Here is a 19,364-nt window from a genome sequence, read left to right as displayed (position 1 = left end):
AAGAAATGTCCTTCATAGGGTTCATGAAAGACAAAACGGGGAGTCGGGACGAAGAAAATGTCCTTCACTGGGCTTATGAAAGACAAAACGAGGCGCCTGGATGAAGAAAATGTCCTTCATCGAGCTTATGAAGGACAAAACGAGGCTCTGGAACGAAGGAAATGTCCTTCATAGGGTTCATGAAAGACAAAACGGGGAGTCGAGACGAAAGAAATGTCCTTCATCGGTTCCATGAAAGACAAAACGAGGCGCCGGGACGAAGGAAATGTCCTTCATAAGGTTCATGAAAGACAAAAAGAGGCGCCGGGACGAAGGAAATGTCCTTCATAGGGTTCATGAAAGACAAAACACGGGCTGAGAAACAAGGAAATGTCCTTCAATAAGGTTATGAAAGACAAAACAGGGACCGATAACCAGAGAAGTGTCCTTCATCAAGCTTATGAAAGACAAAATGAGGCACCAGGGCGAAAGAAATGTCCTTCATTGGATCTATGAAAGACAAAATACGGGCTGAGAAACAAGGAAAGGTTATGAAGGACAAACCAGGGACCGGTAACCAGAGAAATGTTCTTCACGGGGCTTACGAAAGACAACGAAGTACCTGGATGAAAGAGATATTTTTCATTAGCCACGTGTAAGACAAAACAGGTACCCGGAAATCAAAAAACATCCTTCATCATCGAGCCCATAAAGACAAAACGGGGGCCGGACCAATAAGATACTGTTCATTTTCGGACAATTATTCCAATGTAGTTGAACCCTGCCCCCCAATATGGTACACTCAAGATTAGGTATTGCCCGTCTCAGGAGGTGTGCAGTTGTGCATACATTGTTATTAACATTACTAATCATCGATTCAATTCTGTTGATTGCAGTCATACTGCTCCAGCCCGGGAAAAGCACGGGATTGTCCGGCGCCATTTCCGGCGGCGCTGAACAGCTTTTCGGGAAACAAAAAGTGCGCGGAATTGACCTGATTTTACACAGGATTACGATTGTGCTCGCTGTTTTATTTTTCCTGCTGGCCATCGGACTTGCATATATAAACCTATAAGGGTATGCAAATCAGGCAACTTATAAAGAAGCCTTATCCGCACATGCCTGTAAACTTTATGACTTCCATCCCGGTCTCAAAATCCAGGCCGGGTATTTTTATGCGGATTGCTGGCATTTCCGAAACGACTTTGTTACAAATAAAATGAACAAAGGCCCCAAAGAAAAACAGCAGGAAAGAGGCGTTTTTTACGGATGATGAGAATTGTACCACCAAAACCGTTTTTATTTGAAGCCGGCAAAAGGGCTGTACTGCTTTTGCACGGATTTACCGGAAGCAGCGCCGACGTCAGGATGCTCGGGCGCTTCCTTGAAAAAAAAGGATACACTTGCCATGCGCCGCAATACAAAGGGCACGGGGTACCGCCTGAAAACCTTTTGCATACGGGTCCAAGCGACTGGTGGCAAGATGTTATGAATGGCTACCAGTTATTAAAAGAAAAAGGGTATCATGAAATTGCAGTAGCCGGATTGTCATTGGGCGGGGTATTTTCCTTAAAATTGGGTTACACTGTACCTGTAAAGGGAATTATCACCATGTGCGCGCCCATGTACATAAAAAGCGAGCAAACGATGTATGAAGGCGTGGTTGCGTATGCCCGCAAATACAAACAGTTCGAAGGGAAAAGCGAAGCGCAAATCGAACAGGAAATGCGGGAATTCAAAAAGACGCCGATGCATACGCTGCAATCGCTGCAAGAGCTTATTCAGGATGTGCGCAACCATGTCGATCACATTTATGCGCCCGTTTTTGTCGTACAAGCGCGCCATGACGAAATGATCCGCCCGGAAAGCGCCAATATTATTTATTCAGAAGTGGAAACAGACCATAAGCAACTCAAATGGTATGAGAACTCCGGCCATGTTATTACACTCGACGACGAAAAAGATCAACTTCACGAAGATGTGTACACGTTTCTGGAGTCACTTGACTGGTCGGTTTAAAATTTTCCCGAAAAAGGAGGGAAATAAATGGAACAAGACCAACTACGGCAAGATGTTGAAAAAATTTTATCTTATATGAAAGAAGAGACGTACAAGCCGCTGACGGTTCAGGAACTGGAAAAAGCGTTCGGCATTGACGATTCTTCCGAGTTTAAAGCATTTGTGAAAGTGCTCGTTTATATGGAAGAAAAAGGCCTCATTGTCCGCACGCGAAGCAACCGTTACGGCCTGCCGGAAAAAATGAATCTCGTACGGGGAAAACTGATCGGCCATCCAAAAGGTTTTGCTTTTGTCGCCCCCGATGAGCCTGGGATGGACGATATTTTTATCCCGCCGCATGAAACTAACCATGCGTTAAATGGAGACACCGTGATTGTCCGTGTGTCCACCAAAAGCTCAGGCCAGCGCCAGGAAGGAACCGTTGTGCGCATTCTTGAGCGGGGCCAGACAGAACTTGTCGGCACATACGTCGAAAGCAAACATTTCGGATTTGTCGTACCCGATGACAAACGGTTCGGCAGCGATATTTTTATACCGAAAACAGCAAACGGTGGTGCTGTCGAAGGCCATAAAGTGATTGTCCATATTACCGCCTACCCGGAAGGCACGAAAAATGCGGAAGGCGAAATCATCAAAATTCTTGGCCATAAAAATGATCCCGGTGTTGATATTTTGTCGATTATCCATCAGTATGGGCTGCCCCAAGCCTTTCCGGAAGAAGTGCTCGAACAGGCAAACCGGGTGCCGGAAGAAATTGATGAGAGTGAAATTGGCAGCCGTCGCGATTTGCGCGGGGAAATGATTGTAACGATTGATGGGGCTGATGCAAAAGATCTCGACGATGCTGTTACCGTGAAAAAACTGGCAAACGGTCATTATAAGCTCGGCGTCCATATTGCAGATGTCAGCCATTATGTAACGGAAGGATCGCCGATTGACCGTGAAGCATTTGAACGCGGGACGAGCGTGTACCTTGTTGACCGCGTCATTCCGATGATCCCGCACCGTTTGTCAAACGGCATCTGTTCCCTGAATCCACAAGTCAACCGGTTTACGCTGTCGTGCGAAATGGAAATTGATGAAACAGGCCGCGTTGTTAATCATGAAATTTTTGAAAGCATCATCAAAACGACCGCTCGTATGACGTATGCGGACGTTAATAAAATCCTTGTCGACCGCGACGAAGCGCTTAGAAAACACTATGAGCCGCTCGTTCCAATGTTTGAACAAATGGCCGAACTCGCGGAGATTTTGCGCAAAAAAAGGATGGAGCGCGGCGCTATTGATTTTGATTTTAAAGAAGCAAAAGTCATTGTCGATGAAAAGGGCAAACCAACGGATGTTGTGTTGCGTGAGCGGTCGGTTGCAGAAAAGCTGATCGAGGAATTTATGCTTGCTGCCAACGAAACGGTTGCCGAACATTTTTACTGGCTGGACGTGCCGTTTATTTACCGGATCCACGAAGAGCCGAAAGCGGAGAAACTGCAGCGGTTCTTTGAATTTATTACCAATTTTGGTCTGATCGTACGCGGTACAGCCAATTCAGTGCATCCGCGTGCGTTGCAGGAAATCATTGATACGGTTTCCGGACGGCCTGAGGAAATGGTCGTGTCGACGGTCATGCTGCGGTCGATGCAGCAGGCGAAGTACGATCCGGAATGCATTGGCCACTTCGGCTTATCAACGAAATTTTACACACATTTCACCTCACCGATCCGCCGTTATCCGGACCTGATTGTCCACCGGCTGATCCGCACGTATTTGATCAGCGGAAAATTGGATGAAAAGACGAAAGAAAAATGGAAAGCATTACTGCCGGAAATTGCGGACCATGCCTCGAAAATGGAACGCCGAGCAGTAGAAGCTGAACGGGATACGGATGAGCTGAAAAAAGCCGAATTTATGGAAGACAAAATCGGGGAAGAATTCGACGGGATTATCAGCTCAGTTACGAATTTCGGCATGTTTGTCGAACTGCCGAACACGATTGAAGGGCTTGTCCATGTCAGCTATATGACAGATGACTATTACCATTACAATGAGCGGCAATATGCCATGATCGGCGAACGAACAGGAAATGTATTCCGCATTGGTGATGAGATCCGCGTCCGCGTGCTCAATGTGAACAAAGACGAACACAATATTGATTTTGAAATTGTCGGCATGCAAAACAACCGCCGAGAAAAAACAGAAGAACGCCCGAAAAAGATCGTCAAAGTGCGCGGCACCCATTCTACTAGGCCGCAAAAATCGCACCATGCCGACGAAGACTGGGCGACGAGGCCGCCGAAAAAGAAAAAGAAAAAAGCAAATCGAAGGTAACCGGATTTTTTCGGCTGCCTTCACCGGAGGGGAAATGAAATGCCAAAAGGCGAAGGGAAAGTGCTGGCGCAAAACAAGAAAGCAAGCCATGATTATTTTATCGAAGAAACATATGAAGCAGGCATTGTTCTGCAGGGGACAGAAATCAAATCGATCCGGGCTGGCCGCGTAAATTTGCGTGATTCGTTTGCCCGTGTGGAAAATGGGGAAGTCTTTGTCTACGGGATGCACATCAGCCCGTACGAGCAGGGAAACCGGTACAATCATGACCCGCTCCGCCCGCGGAAAATTTTGCTGCACAAGAAAGAAATTGACCGGCTGGCCGGTGTGACAAAAGAGAAAGGTTATGCTTTAATCCCGCTCAAAATCTATATTAAAAATGGGTATGCAAAAGTGCTCGTCGGCCTGGCCCGCGGGAAAAAGAATTATGACAAGCGTGAATCCCTGAAGAAGAAAGAAGCCGCCCGCGAGATTGAACGTGCCTTTAAAGCACGCCAGCACTAGAAAAACAGGATGACGGCTCTTTGAGCGAAAAAAGGGAAAGCGCCGGATTGAAGATTGCGCGCTTCCCTTAAGAAATGGCTTTTTCAATTGAGGGAAAGAGGGGTCTAACGGCTTTTGCCTTGCCATTGTTCCAACTGTTGCATTTGGCAAGTCTAAGACAACTTCTTTTCCATCCTCACCAGGGAGCCTGACTTCCATCTTATAAATTCTCCAGTTGCTGTTTTATTTTTTCCACTTCCGTCTGGCTCAGACCGGTTTTTTCTACAATTAATTGAAGATCCATACCCGAAAGCAACATTTTGATGGCAATTGGAATCGTTTGCAGCAATTCTTTTCTCTCTTCTTCTCTTCCTTCCTCTTTCCCCTTCTTATACCCGCGGTCAAAGTAAGAATTCGGCAGCTTTAATACTTGCTCTGCTTCGTTCGGATCCAGCATTTTAATGTTTTCCATTACTTCCGCCTCCTCTTTTTCGTTCAATTTTAAATAATAATCAAAGAAACCATATAGCAGCCTCATTTTTGCAGGGTCAAGCTCCATCCGGGCCAGCATCCGCAGAAACTCCAGTTTGACCTGCACCCGTTCTTTTTCTGTATACCCCATTTTGCTTAATAATGCTGCGGCAACTGGGTTGTTGCTCCGGATATAATTTCTCCAATTTTGTTTCATCAGATGAATGGATAAATAGTGAAAACGAAGAATTTCAATGTTGTGGAACGCAAAGATGTATGTATCAGGGGTTTCTGTTTTCTCCTCATAACTAAAAACAGCAATCGGCAATACCGGTTTCCGGTGCCGGAGATTGATCATCATGTAATAACGAAACATGCGTTCAGGAAAAGATTTCTCGTAATACGACTGCGGCTCTACATGGATGAGAATCACCGTGTCTTTCCCTTTTACCTTTGTTTCGGCAAGAATATCAACCCGTTTTTGCTCACCGCCCGGAAAGTCCGTAAACTGTTCCTGCGACAAAAACCGCACCCGGCGGTAGTCGAGATCAGCTGACACATCCGGGAAAAACGCCTCCATAAACTCCTGAAAAAAGTTTTGGATCAGCTCCTTAAAAAAACGATCATGCACGTGATAACCGGCATGTTTTTCCATTACCAGTTCCAATGGCAGCACTCCTTTTCTTATTTTTCAGTTTTATTATAAAGGACAAACGTTCGTTTTTCAATACCGGCTTATCTTTTTTTATAAACAAAACCGACTTTCACATTGTTTGCCTCCCTGCTTTCAAAACTTCAGACTACCCTGCAGAATGAGCTTTTTTTACCGTTACCAGAATCAAGAAAGTACCACTGCTTGCAAGTCTTTTAATTGAACTTTACTTTTTTCGACGAACGAAAAAATTTTTCGATTCCATAACCCATAAAGCTAAAAATAAGCCCAAAAACGAATGCGTTCATAACCGGAATATCAAGAAAGCGCAGCATACGGAATTTTTCGTAAAAGAAAAAATGGTGCCAATAAAAGCCAAAATTCATTCCTATTACTTGTCCAAATAGAACTCCTGTGAGACTGACTTTGTTTTTTGGAGGTGAAACCCCTTTCTGTTCTAAATGCCAATTGATTTCTTTTGCCCGGTTAAAAGCTTGCCAAAGACAAAAACAGAGTACGGATGGATAAAACATGCCCCATTCATAATTAATCACATGATGCCCATTTTCAAAGTTCTCTTGGAATGCATAAATAATGGCCAAATTCAAACGGGACTGATGGTTAATGGTCAATTCCAAAGCCATAAAAAGAAAACCGAGCAAATAGTCACCGTTATAAAATTGACCAAATCCAGGCAATGCAAAAGACCACAAGAGTGCCGCAACCGGGGACTTATAATTTGTTGGCTTTTCCAAAAAGCATACTTCCTTTATTTCAATTTCTTTTTTATTTCTTGTTGAGTATGTACGAAACGCTAAAGGATCTACTTTTTATCGTGTTTATCACAAAGAGACTCAATCCAGTGGCCCAAGGCGGCACAAATAGAACCGATCACTAGCCCGTTAATCACTGGCAAATCGAGAACACGCAAACATCCGAGCAACCTGAAAAAAGAGAAATGCCAGAAGAGGCCAAAGTTGAAACCCGCCAACATGCCGAAAAAGAAACCGGTTAAATGTGTTGCTTTTTTTGGCTTTTTTACCCCTAATGATGCCAATCTCCGGTTAATGGATACCGACTGGTTAAAGGCTTGCCACAGGGAGAAGCAGTAAACGGCAGGGAAAAAAATCCCCCACTCGGGATGGAATCGTTCGCTGGCCAGGCCAAAATTTCCTTTAAACGCAACGTAAACCGACATATTCAGGTTCGAACCGAAATTGATGGCTGCCGTACAAAGCATGAGCAGAAATCCGATAAAATAATCACCGTTGTAAAGCTGCCCGAAGCCCGGAAAGGCAGCCGACCACAGCAGGGCAGAAAGGGGGGACTTATACAGTTTTCTTTCATTCATTATTTTCACCTATAGGTATTGTATGTATTTTCTGCTGTATCATACTGTCAGGAAAACGCGGCACAGTCTTTTTTCTAAATTGTCATTATATGAGAATGCTTTCATAGTATTCTAATTGGTACAGTGGACCAACTACTAGGACGGTAAAAATGCTGTGAACGATATGCTGAAGGGGCAACAGAATTGGAAATGAAACCGATCAAAAAGATAAAGGGGTTACCAACACAGTTTTTTCCTATAATGATATTTCCCTTCATTGGTGGCATCAGCGGTTTAATCCTCGTCAAACGGCGGAATTAAGCTACAGGACCATAACGGCCAGGTTGGTTGCCACTTGGCTTCTTCCTTTTTAAGAAAATAATCATCCCGCTTGCCAAAGACACGAAAGATAGATCAGTGAAGTGTAAATATAGGGTATAGTAAAGAAAATAGCCTCTATGTTATACTTATCCTATCCGCAACAAAGGGGGAAAGACGATGGATGAAATTTTGAAGCAAATTCTTAGTGAACTAAAGGATTTAAAAAGTGATGTCTCCGGTTTAAAGAACGACGTCTCCAGCTTAAAAGCAGGCCAGGATCGATTGGAAAGTGATGTCTCCGGCTTAAAAGCAGGCCAGGAACGCATCGAAACCAAAGTTGACAATCTTACGTTAGAATTACGAAGCAATTTTAAATTTACAAATGATAAACTGGAAGAGCACAAAAAAGTTTTTACTGTTGTTTCAAATGAACTGAAAGGCGTAAAAGGCGATATCGAATTTCTAAGTGGAAAAACCGGCAGGCATGATACTAAAATTAATCATATTTTGAATATGCTGAGAGATTAAAGGACATGCACTCCGCATTTGCCGGATGTTTTTATGTGCGCCTGTTGACCCGCTACCATTCTTTCCGTACGATCGAGATTTTTAATGATTGAGAAAGACCTTCTGAAAAAGCCTCCGAGAATGAATTTTTAACTAGCGGATTACCGACAACGAAAGAAAAGGTGTGGGATATAAGATTGCAATGGATCATGACGTAACAAATCTTCATCTCTTATTCAGCTCATTTGAAAACTAGAAAAACTTTACACGTACGGGAAAATTGATCAATTGCATCTTGCGGAATTCATGTTATAATAGGATATGCAAGACCAGTAATAAGTAAAATCTGAAGCGCCCTTTTATATCGGGGACGTTACGGATTCGACAGGGATAGATCGAGCTCAAGTTGCGAGCCGGGGGGTCGTCCCCGTAACAACGCAACGCCTAAAAATAACTGGCAAATCTAACACTAAACTCGCTTTAGCTGCCTAATAAGCGCTAAGCGGATCCTCCCTCCATCGCCCACGTGGTAGGGTAAGGGTCTCAACTTCAGTGGGATACGCCGGCTGTCCTCCGCCTGGGGACGAAGGAAGAGACCAATCAGGCTAGCGCACCGGACGCCCGCCGATAGGCAGATGGCTGCGCGAAATGCGAATATATCGGCTACGCTCGTAGACGCTTGAGTGGCGATATTTCTGGACGTGGGTTCGACTCCCACCGTCTCCATTTTAAGAAAAATAAAGAACGGGATAAAAAGTCCGTGAACCCTTGATATGACTGGGTTTGCGGGCTTTTTTTTGTGGAGAATAGGGAAGAAAACAGGCGTTTTGGAAAACTTTTTGCATTCATTTTATGTACGGGAATGGGCGGTACGCTTGTGCAAGATGTTGTCAACAATGTTTTGCACAAGCAAACTTTCTCCAGTTTTATGAATCTATTAAAAAATTCCGGCGCCAATTACGTTAATCTTAAGATTGCAGTAATTCCTGCAAATGACGCAGGCAAATCATACGGTGGAACCCAACGCTCGGCAATGCAGTTAAAACAGCCAGGCAGCCAAGTCAGCAGGATTGAAAGTCAATATTAATACTTTTGAACATAAAAATGTGATGAGAACCGTATTGATTTCCAGACCGGAATCCTGCACTATTAAAGTAAGGTTCCAAATTTTTATGATGGGAAAAGGTGGTCATTGACATGGCAGATTTTAAATATGAAATCAAAGAAACAATCGGAACAATTTCTGAATCTCCAAAAGGATGGACAAAAGAACTAAACTTAGTCAGCTGGAACGGAAAGGCGCCGAAATTTGATCTGCGTGACTGGGCGCCGGAACATGAGAAAATGGGGAAAGGGATTACGCTGAATACGGATGAACTGAAGGCGCTGAAGGACTTACTGAATCAGATGGAATTATAAAGGATGCTCTTAAAAGTCTGAAACGTCATTTGGGCGGCTTCTTTTCAGTACGGCTGTCCCGATCCTGCTTTCGGGACAGCCTCAGGATTTTTATTTTGTTAATGAAAGTGCTGGCACAATTTTATCTGCAATCGGGCTACCGATGCCGGTGACGAGATCATAACCGGCTGCTGCGGCATAACCGTTGCTTCCGGTTTGAATATCATGGTAATTCGCAGTATAGCCGCTGCTTCCGGTTGTGCCGGCGGTATTATAAACAGTGCTAAGGACTTGTGCACTTGATAAGGATTGCGTGCGTCCTTCATTTGCCAGTGCGATGAGCGCTCCCCAGGCAGGTGCACTAAAGCTTGTTCCGCCAACTTGGAACCAGCCGGATTGGCCATTGTCTTTTGTGCTGGAGTAGACATAGACACCTGTGTTCGGATCCGCATCAAAAGATACATCCGGGATACCGCGTTTTGCGCCGACGATACTTGTCCAACCGGATTGATAGGAAGGCCGGCTTTCGTAAGTGCTGGTAGCCCCTCCAGAACCTGACCATGCAGATTCACTACCGTACTGGCCAGCGCTGGTCAAATTTAAAGTTGTGCCGCCCACCGCAACAACATTCGGTGAGGATGCAGGCCACGAACTGCCACTCCCGTTATCTCCGGAAGAAGCGAGGTAAGTAATGCCGGTATGATTAAAATGACTGTTATAGGAAGATTCGGTTGAAAATTCTGACCCTCCCCAGCTGTTAGAGACAACGGTTGCTCCATGACTTGTTGCGTAATCTTCTGCTGCCAGTAAATTAGTGATTGAAGCGGATTTAGCAGCAACTACCATAATTTTTGCACTCGGGGCAAGCGCGTGTGCCCATTCAACATCAAGGGCTATTTCGAGCGCCCAACCCTCGTCTTTTTTAGGTTTGCCGCCTGGATAAGCGACTTCAATGTTGGCGCTTGGAAGTCCGAACTGCTGGTCGAACGTGTTGAGGTCGCTGGTAATGGTCGGGCTGCCATACGCTTCGATCAGCGCGATGGTCTGGCCGGCACCTGTCTTGCTTAATTGATCAATGCCGTAAGCCTTTTTGATTTGTGCTGGTGAGTAAACAGTTGAGACAGCATTTGGATGAATCCCGTTTGAGTTGTGTTTGTAATGAAGCGGATGATGTGCAACCCAGCCTTTTACCCTATCGGCTGCTGCTATTGTTTTTGCACTGGCAGTCGTGGCTGTGGCAGCTGTTCCCGCAAATAGCGTAATCGATGCGGCAATAAAGCAAATTTCCCGTTTTTTTACCAGTTTTTTCAACTTGATCCCTCCTGATTTTGTAAGAATGGCAGCAAAAAAGAAAAAAATCCTCACCTCCTTGCTTGAACCTGCTATTTTTGTTGAAGGATGGAAGAATCATAGATTGCGGGGAATACCACGTATCCTGTTGCGGCGGTTTTTTTCTTGTTTCAACATCAATAGTAAAATCAATCTTAGCATGCGAAATATAAAATTATTGACGAAATATGGTGAATTTACATAAAAAATAAAAAAATAGTAAAATGTAACTAGTCTATTAGCCTGATGATAGCGCTTTTTTCCCATTCAACGAATCTGTAAAAATCTATACCGAATCCTAATGCTTACAGCTATTGAACTTTTAAAATCTGCCGGCAAGGAATTGAAGCGTATTTTATCAATATATTATGGTTAACACCATGCTTACTTAAAGAACAAATGGGTGAAGAAAAAAACAGAGAAGTGTCTTATAGAAAGATCTAAAGGACACTGCGTTGATGAAAAAGCAGAGAATTTCTGGATTATTATCTGTCTGTACCATCGTAAACTTTAGACTCCGTGTACCGAACCGTACGCACGGCGGGGTTATCCAGAAGTCTGGATAAGTGGTGTGAGAGGCCGGCTAATCAAATAAAGCTCGATTATGAAGTTGAAATTGCAGTTGTAATAGGCAAGAAGGGAAGAAGAACTCCTGAAGAAAAAGCTTTTGAATATATTGCAGGTTATCCTAATTACAATAACGGCTCGGTTCGTGACTGGCAATAACACACTTTCCAACGGGGATCAGGTAAAAACTTTGAAAGGACAGGGGCACTAGGGCTTGGATGGTGACAAAAGATGAAATCCAAGACGGGGATGTGCTGACAATTGAACGGCGAAGTCATGCAACTACAGACATGCTTTTGTTTTCAATTCCTCAATTCATACATTATAATTAGATTACTGTTAGTGCTTTTAATCATTCAGAAGATCATCGTCTAGCAGTAATTCAATATCTTGCAAGTTAAGTCCGTATAATTGTGTAAAAAGGGTTATCTGAATATGAGGGAATATGGAGTATAGGGGCTGTTTTTCTGGAGGGGGCTGGCCAGCCCCCTCCAGAAAAACAGCGGGATTTCATTTCTCTTGCCGTCTCTATCATTTTTTTATAGAAAATGAGCCAGAGCCCATCATCTCAGTTAGAATAGAGTTAACCAAAAAACTAAATTTCTAAAGGAGAGATTCAGGGATGGCTCAATTACAGATTACTCTAGATGAACAACTTTTGCATCAATTATTTCTTGGCGATTCAAAAGAATCGGGTATAAATGCCCTTTTGGAGGCGATTTTGAATCAAGTTCTGGAGGCACAGGCCAGCGAACAGCTGAAAGCCGAAAAATATGAACGTAATGAAGCTAGAATTGATTACCGAAACGGCTCCTACCCCCGCCAACTAAAAACCCGCGTGGGAAAGCTCTCTTTGTACGTTCCCAGGCTGCGCAACGGTCATTTTTCAACTGATCTCTTTCAGCGTTATCAGCGTAGTGAACAAGCACTGGTCCTGTCTTTGATGGAAATGGTGATTAATGGTGTTTCTACGCGCCGTGTCAGTCAAATCACCGAAGAGCTCTGTGGTTCAGACTTCTCGAAGTCGACCGTGTCGAATCTTTGTGGGCAGCTGGATCCCGTGGTTACGGGCTGGAATAACCGTCCCCTAGAGGGCAGCTATCCGTTTCTGTTTGTGGATGCAATTTATACAAAGGTGCGTGAAAATGGCCGTGTCCGTTCCCGGGGTGTATTGATTAGCTATGGTGTCAACGAGAAAGGCTATCGATCGATTCTTGGCCTAAAAGTCGATGACAGTGAAAGCACAGAGGCTTGGAAGAATTATTTTGATTGGCTAAAATCTCGTGGACTAAAGGGCGTAGATGTAATCGTTAGCGATGATCATGGCGGTTTAGTCAGCGCTGTTCAAAAAGCGTTTCAGGGAGCAACGTGGCAAAGATGTCAAGCTCATTTTCTGCGTAACGTACACGATCGGCTTCCAAAACATTTAGAGAGCGAAGGAACTGAACAAGTGAAAGCCATTCTCCACGCTCCAGACATTGAAACAGCACACACACTACTTCAGTCCTTTCTGAATACTTATCAGGATAAAGCGCCTAAAGTGACTGAAATGGTAGAGGAAGCCTTTGACGATGTCACTGCAGCACTCTCACTTCCGGAGCCGTATCGTCGTCGCCTGAGAACGACAAACGGCATGGAACGACTCAATGAAGAATTTCGCCGTCGGGAACAGGTTATCCGTATTTTTCCTAACCGGGATTCCGTAATCCGGCTAATGGGTTCTGTTCTCATGGAAAAGGATGAAAAATGGGCAGAAGGACGCCGCTATTTGAAGATGGAAGACTATTTTGAATGGAAAGCCAAACAACCGAAATCGTCTGACCAATCCAACAAAGCGACAGACATTTATTCGGGTTAATTACTCTATCCCGACTGAGAGGAATTTACACACAAAAAAAGACTTGACCGGAAAACTTATGTTCATTCTCTGCTCAGCGATTAAAATATCATTTTCCGTTACATTATAAATTTTATGCTTGTACCTATTCATAAATTCAAAATTAGCCAATTTGATCTTTTACCTCCTTGAAAACAGTTTTTCTGACGTCGCTCCCTTTCCATGTATGCCGCTTGGTTTCATTCGGATATTTTGCAAGATGAATATTCCATATTCCACCACGCATGAGGGCCATCAAAGTTATTCTCAATGATATGATGCGCATCATACGTTTGTCCAATACTTCGGACAACTTCACGATTCTTATCCATCATTTTCTCTTCTGGAAATCCATCACGTCCCGTTTTACAACCTTTTTAAATTATGTTATAAAGAGGGTATTCAAAGTTTCTTATTTGGCTACTTCAAAAAGACGGGAGCATAAAAAGATGGAGACGACAACGGAAAAAAAACCGTACGGCACGGTGCTGATCCGTGCGAAAGATATACTGGACTATCTGGAATACCGGGTGGACCCGGTGAGCTTGCAGGAAATTTGCACGGCTTTAAATACGAGCAAATCCACGGTCTTAAAAATTTTAAATACCCTTTGCTCGATTGATTTTGTGAAACGGGATGAAGAGACAAAAAAATATACGCTCGGTACCGCGCTTATCCGTTACGGGGAAACCGCCCGCAAATCTTTTAATATTGTAAACGTGGCGGAAGCGGTGCTCGAAGAACTGAATGACACCATTGGCGAAACCGTCCACCTTGGTATTTATGAACAGGATCATGTGGTGTACGTGAAAAAGCTGAACGGAAAAGGGCAAATCATTTTAAGCTCGCAGGTCGGGCATACGCTGCCGCTGTATTGTTCTGCGATGGGAAAAGCGTACTTGGCTGAACAGAGCGAGAAAGATGTGCGTGATTATTTGTCCCGGATTACGATTGAAAAAAGAACGGAAAACACGATTACGGACCCGGAAAAACTGATTCAAGATCTCCAGGAAGTCAAACAGCGTGGGTATGCAATTGACAACCAAGAAAATGAAAAAGATATTTACTGTATTGCGGTGGTTATCAAGCGGAACGGAAAGATCGAAGGCATGATGAGCGTTAGTGCCCCGCGGTTCCGGATCACAGAAGAAAAGAAGCAAAAAATGATTACAAGCATCTTAGAGGCACGACAAAAAATTGAAAGCAAAGTGAATGGCTAATGGAAAAAACTTGTTCCGACACGGGGCAAGTTTTTTTTATTTTCTCTTTCATGAAATGGTTTACATAGGAGAGAGTGTGTTGTAAAATGAAATTGAATTTACTATTCATAAATAAAGTTTATTATATAGAAATTAAAAGGAGCGTCCACCATGAAAAAAATGCAGACTTTGCAGGCGTTAGAAAAAAATGGAATCGTTGCCGTGCTGCGTGCAGACTCCGTGGAAAAAGCTTTACGTATTACGGATGCACTGATTGCCGGCGGGATCAACAGCATCGAATTGACTTTTACCGTTCCGAATGCGGATGTTGCCATCAAAAAATTGACGGAACTGTACCAAGACCGTGATGATGTCCTCGTTGGAGCCGGCACTGTACTGGATGCCCAGACCGCCCAGACCGCGCAAATGGCCGGGGCAAAATTCATCGTCGCGCCGACATTTGATCCGGAAACGGCTGCTTTTTGTAACCTTTATCAAATCCCTTATATCCCGGGCTGTATGACGGTGAATGAAATGAAAGCGGCCATGCAGGCGGGGGCGGAAGTAATTAAACTGTTCCCAAGCAATATTGTCGGGCCGGCATTTGTAAAAGACGTTAAAGCCCCGCTGCCGCAACTTGAAATCATGCCTTCAGGCGGAATCAGTCTGGACAATATGGAAAATTGGATCAAAGCAGGCTGTAAAATCCTTGGCGTGGGCGGAAGTTTATTGAAACCTGCCGAAACCAATGATTTTGCGAAAGTGACCGAGACAGCAAGAGCGTTTGTGGACAAATATCAGCAACTAACAGAAGCCGTGCATCAGCAATCGAGGGGTCAATATGCCTAAAATTTTAACACTTGGAGAGATTTTGCTGCGACTTTCCACCTCCCCGGGAGATCTTTTATCCTGCAGCCATTCTTTCAATGTAAATTACGGCGGGGCGGAGGCGAATGTTGCCACAACGCTTGCCAGTTTCGGGCATGACGTTGCGTTTGCGAGCAAAGTACCGGATTCCCCTTTGGGAGCGGCTGCAGTAAGAAGCCTTCGGGCAAGCGGTATTGATACTTCCCGTCTTCTAATGGGCGGCAACCGGCTCGGCATCTATTTTTTGGAACAGGGGGGCACATTGCGCAATTCCAAAGTGATCTATGACAGGGAAAGTTCCAGCTTTTCACAGATGGATATTGGCGAGTGGGATTTTGACCGCCTTTTTGCTGATGTGGCCCTTTTCCACCTAACCGGCATTACCTTTGCTGTGTCCGAATCATGGAAATATTATGGGCAAATTCTCGTTAAAGCGGCTTTTGATCGCGGCATTCCGGTCAGCTACGACATCAATTACCGGCCGGCAATGTGGACGATGGAAGAGGCGAGGGCAGCCATTATCCCGATCTTGCCGATGCTCACTTACTGCTGTGCCAACTATCTTGATGCCCGAAACTTTTTTGGCATTGATGCATCGGTGGCTGTGCCCGGCAATATGGAAGCATGTTACCGGGAAATCAGCCGCAAGTACCCGAATCTCCGCGCACTCTATGCGACAGACCGGAACGTCATCTCCCCGACCTGCCATGAATTGCAGGGCATGCTCTGGACTGGCGGTGTTTTTATACAATCCAGGCGTTACCGTATGGAGCAGATCGTAGACCGGATCGGCGGCGGGGATGCCTATGCGGCGGGGATGCTCCACGGCTTCTTAACCGGGATGGATCCGGAAGAAACCGTACAATTTGCGACTGCCACCTCTGTGTTGAAACATTCTGTGAACGGGGATGCGCTGCCGCTTTCAGCAGACGAAGTCCGATCATGGGAAGGCGCTTCCGGCCGGGAAGTCGTTCGGTAAACAAGTGCTCAAAAAAACCAAAAAAACTATTGAATAAATTTGAAAGCGGATTATAATAAGGAGTGTAAGAACAAATAAGAAACTTGATTTCCAAATAGGAAATAAAGGAGGGGCGAATTTGAAAAAATTATCCTACTCGTACGTGAAAGACCTGCAACGGTATCCAACCAAAGCCATCCAGTTTGGAGAAGGAAATTTTCTTCGGGCTTTTGTCGACTGGCAGATTGAGCAAATGAACAAACGCGGACTTTTTCAAGGTGGGGTGACAATTGTACAATCATTGCCACGCGGTAGAGTAGGGCAACTTGCTGGACAGGACTTTTTATTCACAGTCATGCTGGAAGGAATGCAAAATGGAAAAGCAGTCCAGTCCCATGAGATTATTTCATCTGTAAATAACGGGATCAATCCTTATGAAGATTATGACGTCTATTTACAACTGGCCCATGATGACAACATCCGGTTTATTTTTTCCAATACGACGGAAGCCGGCATCGTCTATCGTGAAGGAGATGCATTAACCGACCGGCCTCCTGTCAGTTTCCCGGCAAAACTTACGGCACTGCTCTATGAAAGATATAAGGCCGGAAAAAAGGGGTTTTACATCATTCCTTGCGAGCTCATTGAAAATAACGGCAAGGCACTGAAAGAAATTGTGCACCGCTATGCGGATGAGTGGAAGCTTGGCGAAGATTTCAGCAGCTGGCTTGAATCAGAAAATACTTTCTGCTCCAGCCTGGTCGACCGGATTGTCCCGGGCTACCCGAAAGACCGCGCAGAAAAACTTTGGGAAGAATGGGGCTATGAAGATACGTTAATTGCAAAAGCAGAACCATTTCTCATTTGGGTGATTGAAGGGCCCAAGGAGCTGGAAGAAGAACTGCCGCTCAAAAAAGCGGGGCTGAATGTCGTGGTCACCGATCATTTAAAACCGTACCGCGACAGGAAAGTATACTTACTAAACGCCCCCCATACAACAATGGCCTGCCTGGCGCGACTTGTCGGCATTAAAACTGTCGGCGGGGTAATGGAAGATCCCGATTTTTACCGGTTGATTGACCGCGAAATGTTTGCGGAAATCATCCCGTCATTGGATTTGCCAAAAGAAGAGTTGACAAGTTACGCGGCGGAAATTCAGGAACGTTTCAGAAACCCGTATATGGAACACCAGCTGGACGCGATTGCTTTAAACAGCGTTTCAAAATTTAAGGCACGCCTCCTTCCCATATTGGCGGAGCATGTAAAAAGGTTCCACAAAATCCCGTCAAGAATTGCGTTAGCTTTATCCGGGCTGTTGAAAATTTATGGAGAGCAGGATCCTGCCTCTGCTAAAGCAATTGATTTGCCGGATGTTTTGAAAGAGTTTTCAATGGCGTATCACTCCGATCGCTATGTTTGGGACATTTTAAGCAACGAAACCTTATGGGGAATGGATTTGACAAAAATTGACGGCCTGCCCGCTCAAGTTGAAAAAGGCTTACAGTTGATAGAAAAAGAGGGCGTTCGCAGGGCAGTGCAGCAGGCCAACGAGGAGGCATTACCGGTTGAAAAATAAAACCATTCAGCTAAACCCCCGGGATAATGTACTCGTTGCTCTTCAGGATTTAGAGCCGGGTGATGTCCTTACATCAGGGGAGAGGGCGATCACCGTAAATGAGGCAATAAAAAGAGGACACAAAATTGCTTTAGAAGATATCGAGGAGAACGCGGACATTATAAAATACGGGTCACCCATTGGGCATGCGACAAAAAAGATTGAACAAGGCAGCTGGGTCCATACCCATAACGTGAGCACCAATCTTTCCGGAAAAGTGGAATACGAGTACAAGCCGGAACTGCATCCCCGCATCTTTCCGAAAGACAGCCGCACTTTTAAAGGTTATTTGCGGAAAAACGGAAAAGCCGGGATACGCAATGATTTATACATCATTCCGACTGTTGGGTGCATCAATATGATCGGTGATCTCCTCGTTGACCAATTTAAGGCGAATCACCCTGATAACGGCGCATTTGATGAAATTATATTGTTTAAACATCCATACGGCTGTTCCCAGCTGGGGGATGATTTGCAGAACACCCGCAAGATTTTAATGGATGCGGCCGCCCATCCAAATGCCGGCGGTGTGCTCATCTTCGGGCTTGGCTGTGAAAACAACCAGCTAGATGAAATGAAGGCACAAATGGGAGAGTTTGATGAAAAGCGCGTAAAGTTTATGATTTGCCAGGATGTTGAAGATGAAGTGGAAACAGGCTTCCAACTACTGGAAGAATTGAATGAGGCTGCAAAAGAAGACAAGCGGATCGATCTGCCTCTATCAGAATTGAAAATTGGATTAAAATGCGGCGGCTCAGACGGATTTTCGGGCATTACCGGCAATCCACTGCTTGGAAGATTTTCAGATTTTGTCATTTCTCAAGGCGGCTCCACTGTTTTAACGGAAGTCCCGGAAATGTTCGGTGCCGAAAAAATGTTAATGGCACGAGCAAAAGATGAAATCGTATTCAATAAAATTGTGAAGCTCATTAATCAATTTAAAGATTATTTTGCTTCTTACGGGCAGCCAATCTATGAAAATCCTTCTCCGGGCAATAAGGCCGGCGGGATCACCACTTTGGAAGACAAATCGCTCGGCTGCACGCAAAAAGCGGGGACATCCGCAGTGGTCGATGTGCTGGAATACGGAGAAAAACTAAAGGAAAAAGGGTTATCCCTACTTCAGGCACCCGGAAATGATCTTGTTTCCTCAACAGCGCTTGCAGCGGCGGATTGCCAGATGGTCCTGTTCACAACCGGCAGGGGCACACCGTTTGGAACCTTTGTGCCAACTGTGAAAGTATCGACGAACACCGAACTTTATGAAAAGAAAAAGCAGTGGATTGATTTCAACGCGGGACGGCTGCTTGATGAAGAAATGGACGAAGTAGTAGAACAATTTATTTCTTTTATTCTTGAAGTCGCGAGCGGGAAGAAGACGAAAAATGAGATCCGCCATCTGCATGAGATTGCGATATTTAAGAACGGCGTTACTGAATAAACCATTATTCCATTCCAAAAAGAAGGTATA

17 protein-coding genes and 1 other RNA gene are annotated in these 19,364 nt (G+C 44.7%); 14 read left to right on the top strand and 4 right to left on the bottom strand.

The annotated features are described in order from the left end of the window. Positions 1–820 precede the first annotated feature (820 nt). The 4 genes from secG (at position 821) to smpB (ending at position 4,824) form a co-directional block, all read left to right on the top strand. Positions 821–1,054 carry a preprotein translocase subunit SecG gene (gene secG, locus NST70_RS12215; protein WP_014097478.1) on the top strand — a complete coding sequence of 78 codons (234 nt, stop codon included), beginning with the start codon at positions 821–823 and terminating at the stop codon, positions 1,052–1,054. A gap of 194 nt (positions 1,055–1,248) precedes the next feature. After that, positions 1,249–1,998 (top strand): carboxylesterase, encoded by a 750-nt coding sequence (locus NST70_RS12210; RefSeq protein ID WP_026684975.1) that lies wholly within the window; start codon positions 1,249–1,251, stop codon positions 1,996–1,998. A gap of 27 nt (positions 1,999–2,025) precedes the next feature. Then, positions 2,026–4,320 carry a ribonuclease R gene (gene rnr / locus NST70_RS12205; RefSeq protein ID WP_276210451.1) on the top strand — a complete coding sequence of 765 codons (2,295 nt, stop codon included), beginning with the start codon at positions 2,026–2,028 and terminating at the stop codon, positions 4,318–4,320. Between the two features lie 39 nt (positions 4,321–4,359). After that, positions 4,360–4,824 carry an SsrA-binding protein SmpB gene (gene smpB / locus NST70_RS12200; RefSeq protein WP_014097481.1) on the top strand — a complete coding sequence of 155 codons (465 nt, stop codon included), beginning with the start codon at positions 4,360–4,362 and terminating at the stop codon, positions 4,822–4,824. Positions 4,825–5,023: 199 nt separating this feature from the next. On the opposite strand, the gene NST70_RS12195 is transcribed toward smpB, so the two are convergent. The 3 genes from NST70_RS12195 to NST70_RS12185 all read right to left on the bottom strand — a co-directional run bounded on the left by NST70_RS12195 (position 5,024) and on the right by NST70_RS12185 (position 7,277). After that, complete coding sequence (locus NST70_RS12195; RefSeq protein WP_014097483.1) at positions 5,024–5,941, bottom strand: Rpn family recombination-promoting nuclease/putative transposase; 918 nt, start codon at positions 5,939–5,941, stop codon at positions 5,024–5,026. Positions 5,942–6,141: 200 nt separating this feature from the next. Further along, a complete protein-coding gene (locus tag NST70_RS12190) occupies positions 6,142–6,681 on the bottom strand; it encodes a hypothetical protein (protein ID WP_285958800.1) in 540 nt (179 codons plus the stop codon). A 68-nt stretch (positions 6,682–6,749) separates the two neighbouring features. Next, positions 6,750–7,277: a hypothetical protein gene (locus NST70_RS12185; RefSeq protein ID WP_014097485.1), complete on the bottom strand. Its 528-nt coding sequence runs from the start codon at positions 7,275–7,277 to the stop codon at positions 6,750–6,752. 477 nt (positions 7,278–7,754) lie between these two features. Here NST70_RS12185 and NST70_RS12180 point away from each other — a divergent pair, with 477 nt between their 5' ends. The 4 genes from NST70_RS12180 (at position 7,755) to NST70_RS12165 (ending at position 9,503) form a co-directional block, all read left to right on the top strand. Beyond that, a complete protein-coding gene (locus NST70_RS12180; RefSeq protein WP_014097486.1) occupies positions 7,755–8,105 on the top strand; it encodes a hypothetical protein in 351 nt (116 codons plus the stop codon). A gap of 345 nt (positions 8,106–8,450) precedes the next feature. Then, positions 8,451–8,813, top strand: a transfer-messenger RNA (tmRNA) gene (gene ssrA, locus NST70_RS12175). A gap of 70 nt (positions 8,814–8,883) precedes the next feature. Then, positions 8,884–9,171, top strand: a complete 288-nt coding sequence (locus NST70_RS12170; RefSeq protein WP_035184093.1) for a hypothetical protein — start codon at positions 8,884–8,886, stop codon at positions 9,169–9,171. A 110-nt stretch (positions 9,172–9,281) separates the two neighbouring features. Further along, entirely contained in the window at positions 9,282–9,503 is a 222-nt protein-coding gene (locus tag NST70_RS12165) for a YdbC family protein (protein WP_014097487.1), read from the top strand. Positions 9,504–9,593: 90 nt separating this feature from the next. Here the strand turns inward: NST70_RS12165 and NST70_RS12160 are convergent, their stop codons facing one another. Next, entirely contained in the window at positions 9,594–10,793 is a 1,200-nt protein-coding gene (locus NST70_RS12160) for a S53 family peptidase (protein WP_342475183.1), read from the bottom strand. 1,207 nt (positions 10,794–12,000) lie between these two features. On the opposite strand from NST70_RS12160, the gene NST70_RS12155 reads away from it, so the two are divergent. The 6 genes from NST70_RS12155 to NST70_RS12130 all read left to right on the top strand — a co-directional run bounded on the left by NST70_RS12155 (position 12,001) and on the right by NST70_RS12130 (position 19,334). Further along, on the top strand, positions 12,001–13,236 hold the full coding sequence (locus NST70_RS12155; protein WP_026684065.1) for an IS256 family transposase: 1,236 nt from the start codon (positions 12,001–12,003) through the stop codon (positions 13,234–13,236). 467 nt (positions 13,237–13,703) lie between these two features. Then, positions 13,704–14,474, top strand: a complete 771-nt coding sequence (locus NST70_RS12150) for an IclR family transcriptional regulator (RefSeq protein ID WP_061565096.1) — start codon at positions 13,704–13,706, stop codon at positions 14,472–14,474. A gap of 150 nt (positions 14,475–14,624) precedes the next feature. Further along, on the top strand, positions 14,625–15,302 hold the full coding sequence (locus NST70_RS12145; protein ID WP_168985496.1) for a bifunctional 2-keto-4-hydroxyglutarate aldolase/2-keto-3-deoxy-6-phosphogluconate aldolase: 678 nt from the start codon (positions 14,625–14,627) through the stop codon (positions 15,300–15,302). Beyond that, the gene (locus NST70_RS12140; protein WP_014097492.1) at positions 15,295–16,299 is read left to right on the top strand and encodes a sugar kinase; all 1,005 of its coding nucleotides are present in this window, start codon (positions 15,295–15,297) and stop codon (positions 16,297–16,299) included. The genes NST70_RS12145 and NST70_RS12140 overlap by 8 nt, the downstream gene beginning before the upstream one ends. Before the next feature lie 118 nt (positions 16,300–16,417). Further along, positions 16,418–17,854, top strand: a complete 1,437-nt coding sequence (locus NST70_RS12135) for a tagaturonate reductase (RefSeq protein WP_342475180.1) — start codon at positions 16,418–16,420, stop codon at positions 17,852–17,854. Further along, complete coding sequence (locus tag NST70_RS12130; protein WP_061565092.1) at positions 17,844–19,334, top strand: altronate dehydratase family protein; 1,491 nt, start codon at positions 17,844–17,846, stop codon at positions 19,332–19,334. The genes NST70_RS12135 and NST70_RS12130 overlap by 11 nt, the downstream gene beginning before the upstream one ends. The last annotated feature ends 30 nt before the right edge of the window (positions 19,335–19,364 follow it).

Source organism: Weizmannia sp. FSL K6-0777, from assembly GCF_038593185.1.
Lineage (GTDB): Bacteria > Bacillota > Bacilli > Bacillales > Bacillaceae_C > Weizmannia > Weizmannia faecalis.
The sequence above is the reverse complement of the archived record's forward strand: the minus strand, read 5'-3'. Positions and strand labels throughout refer to the sequence as shown.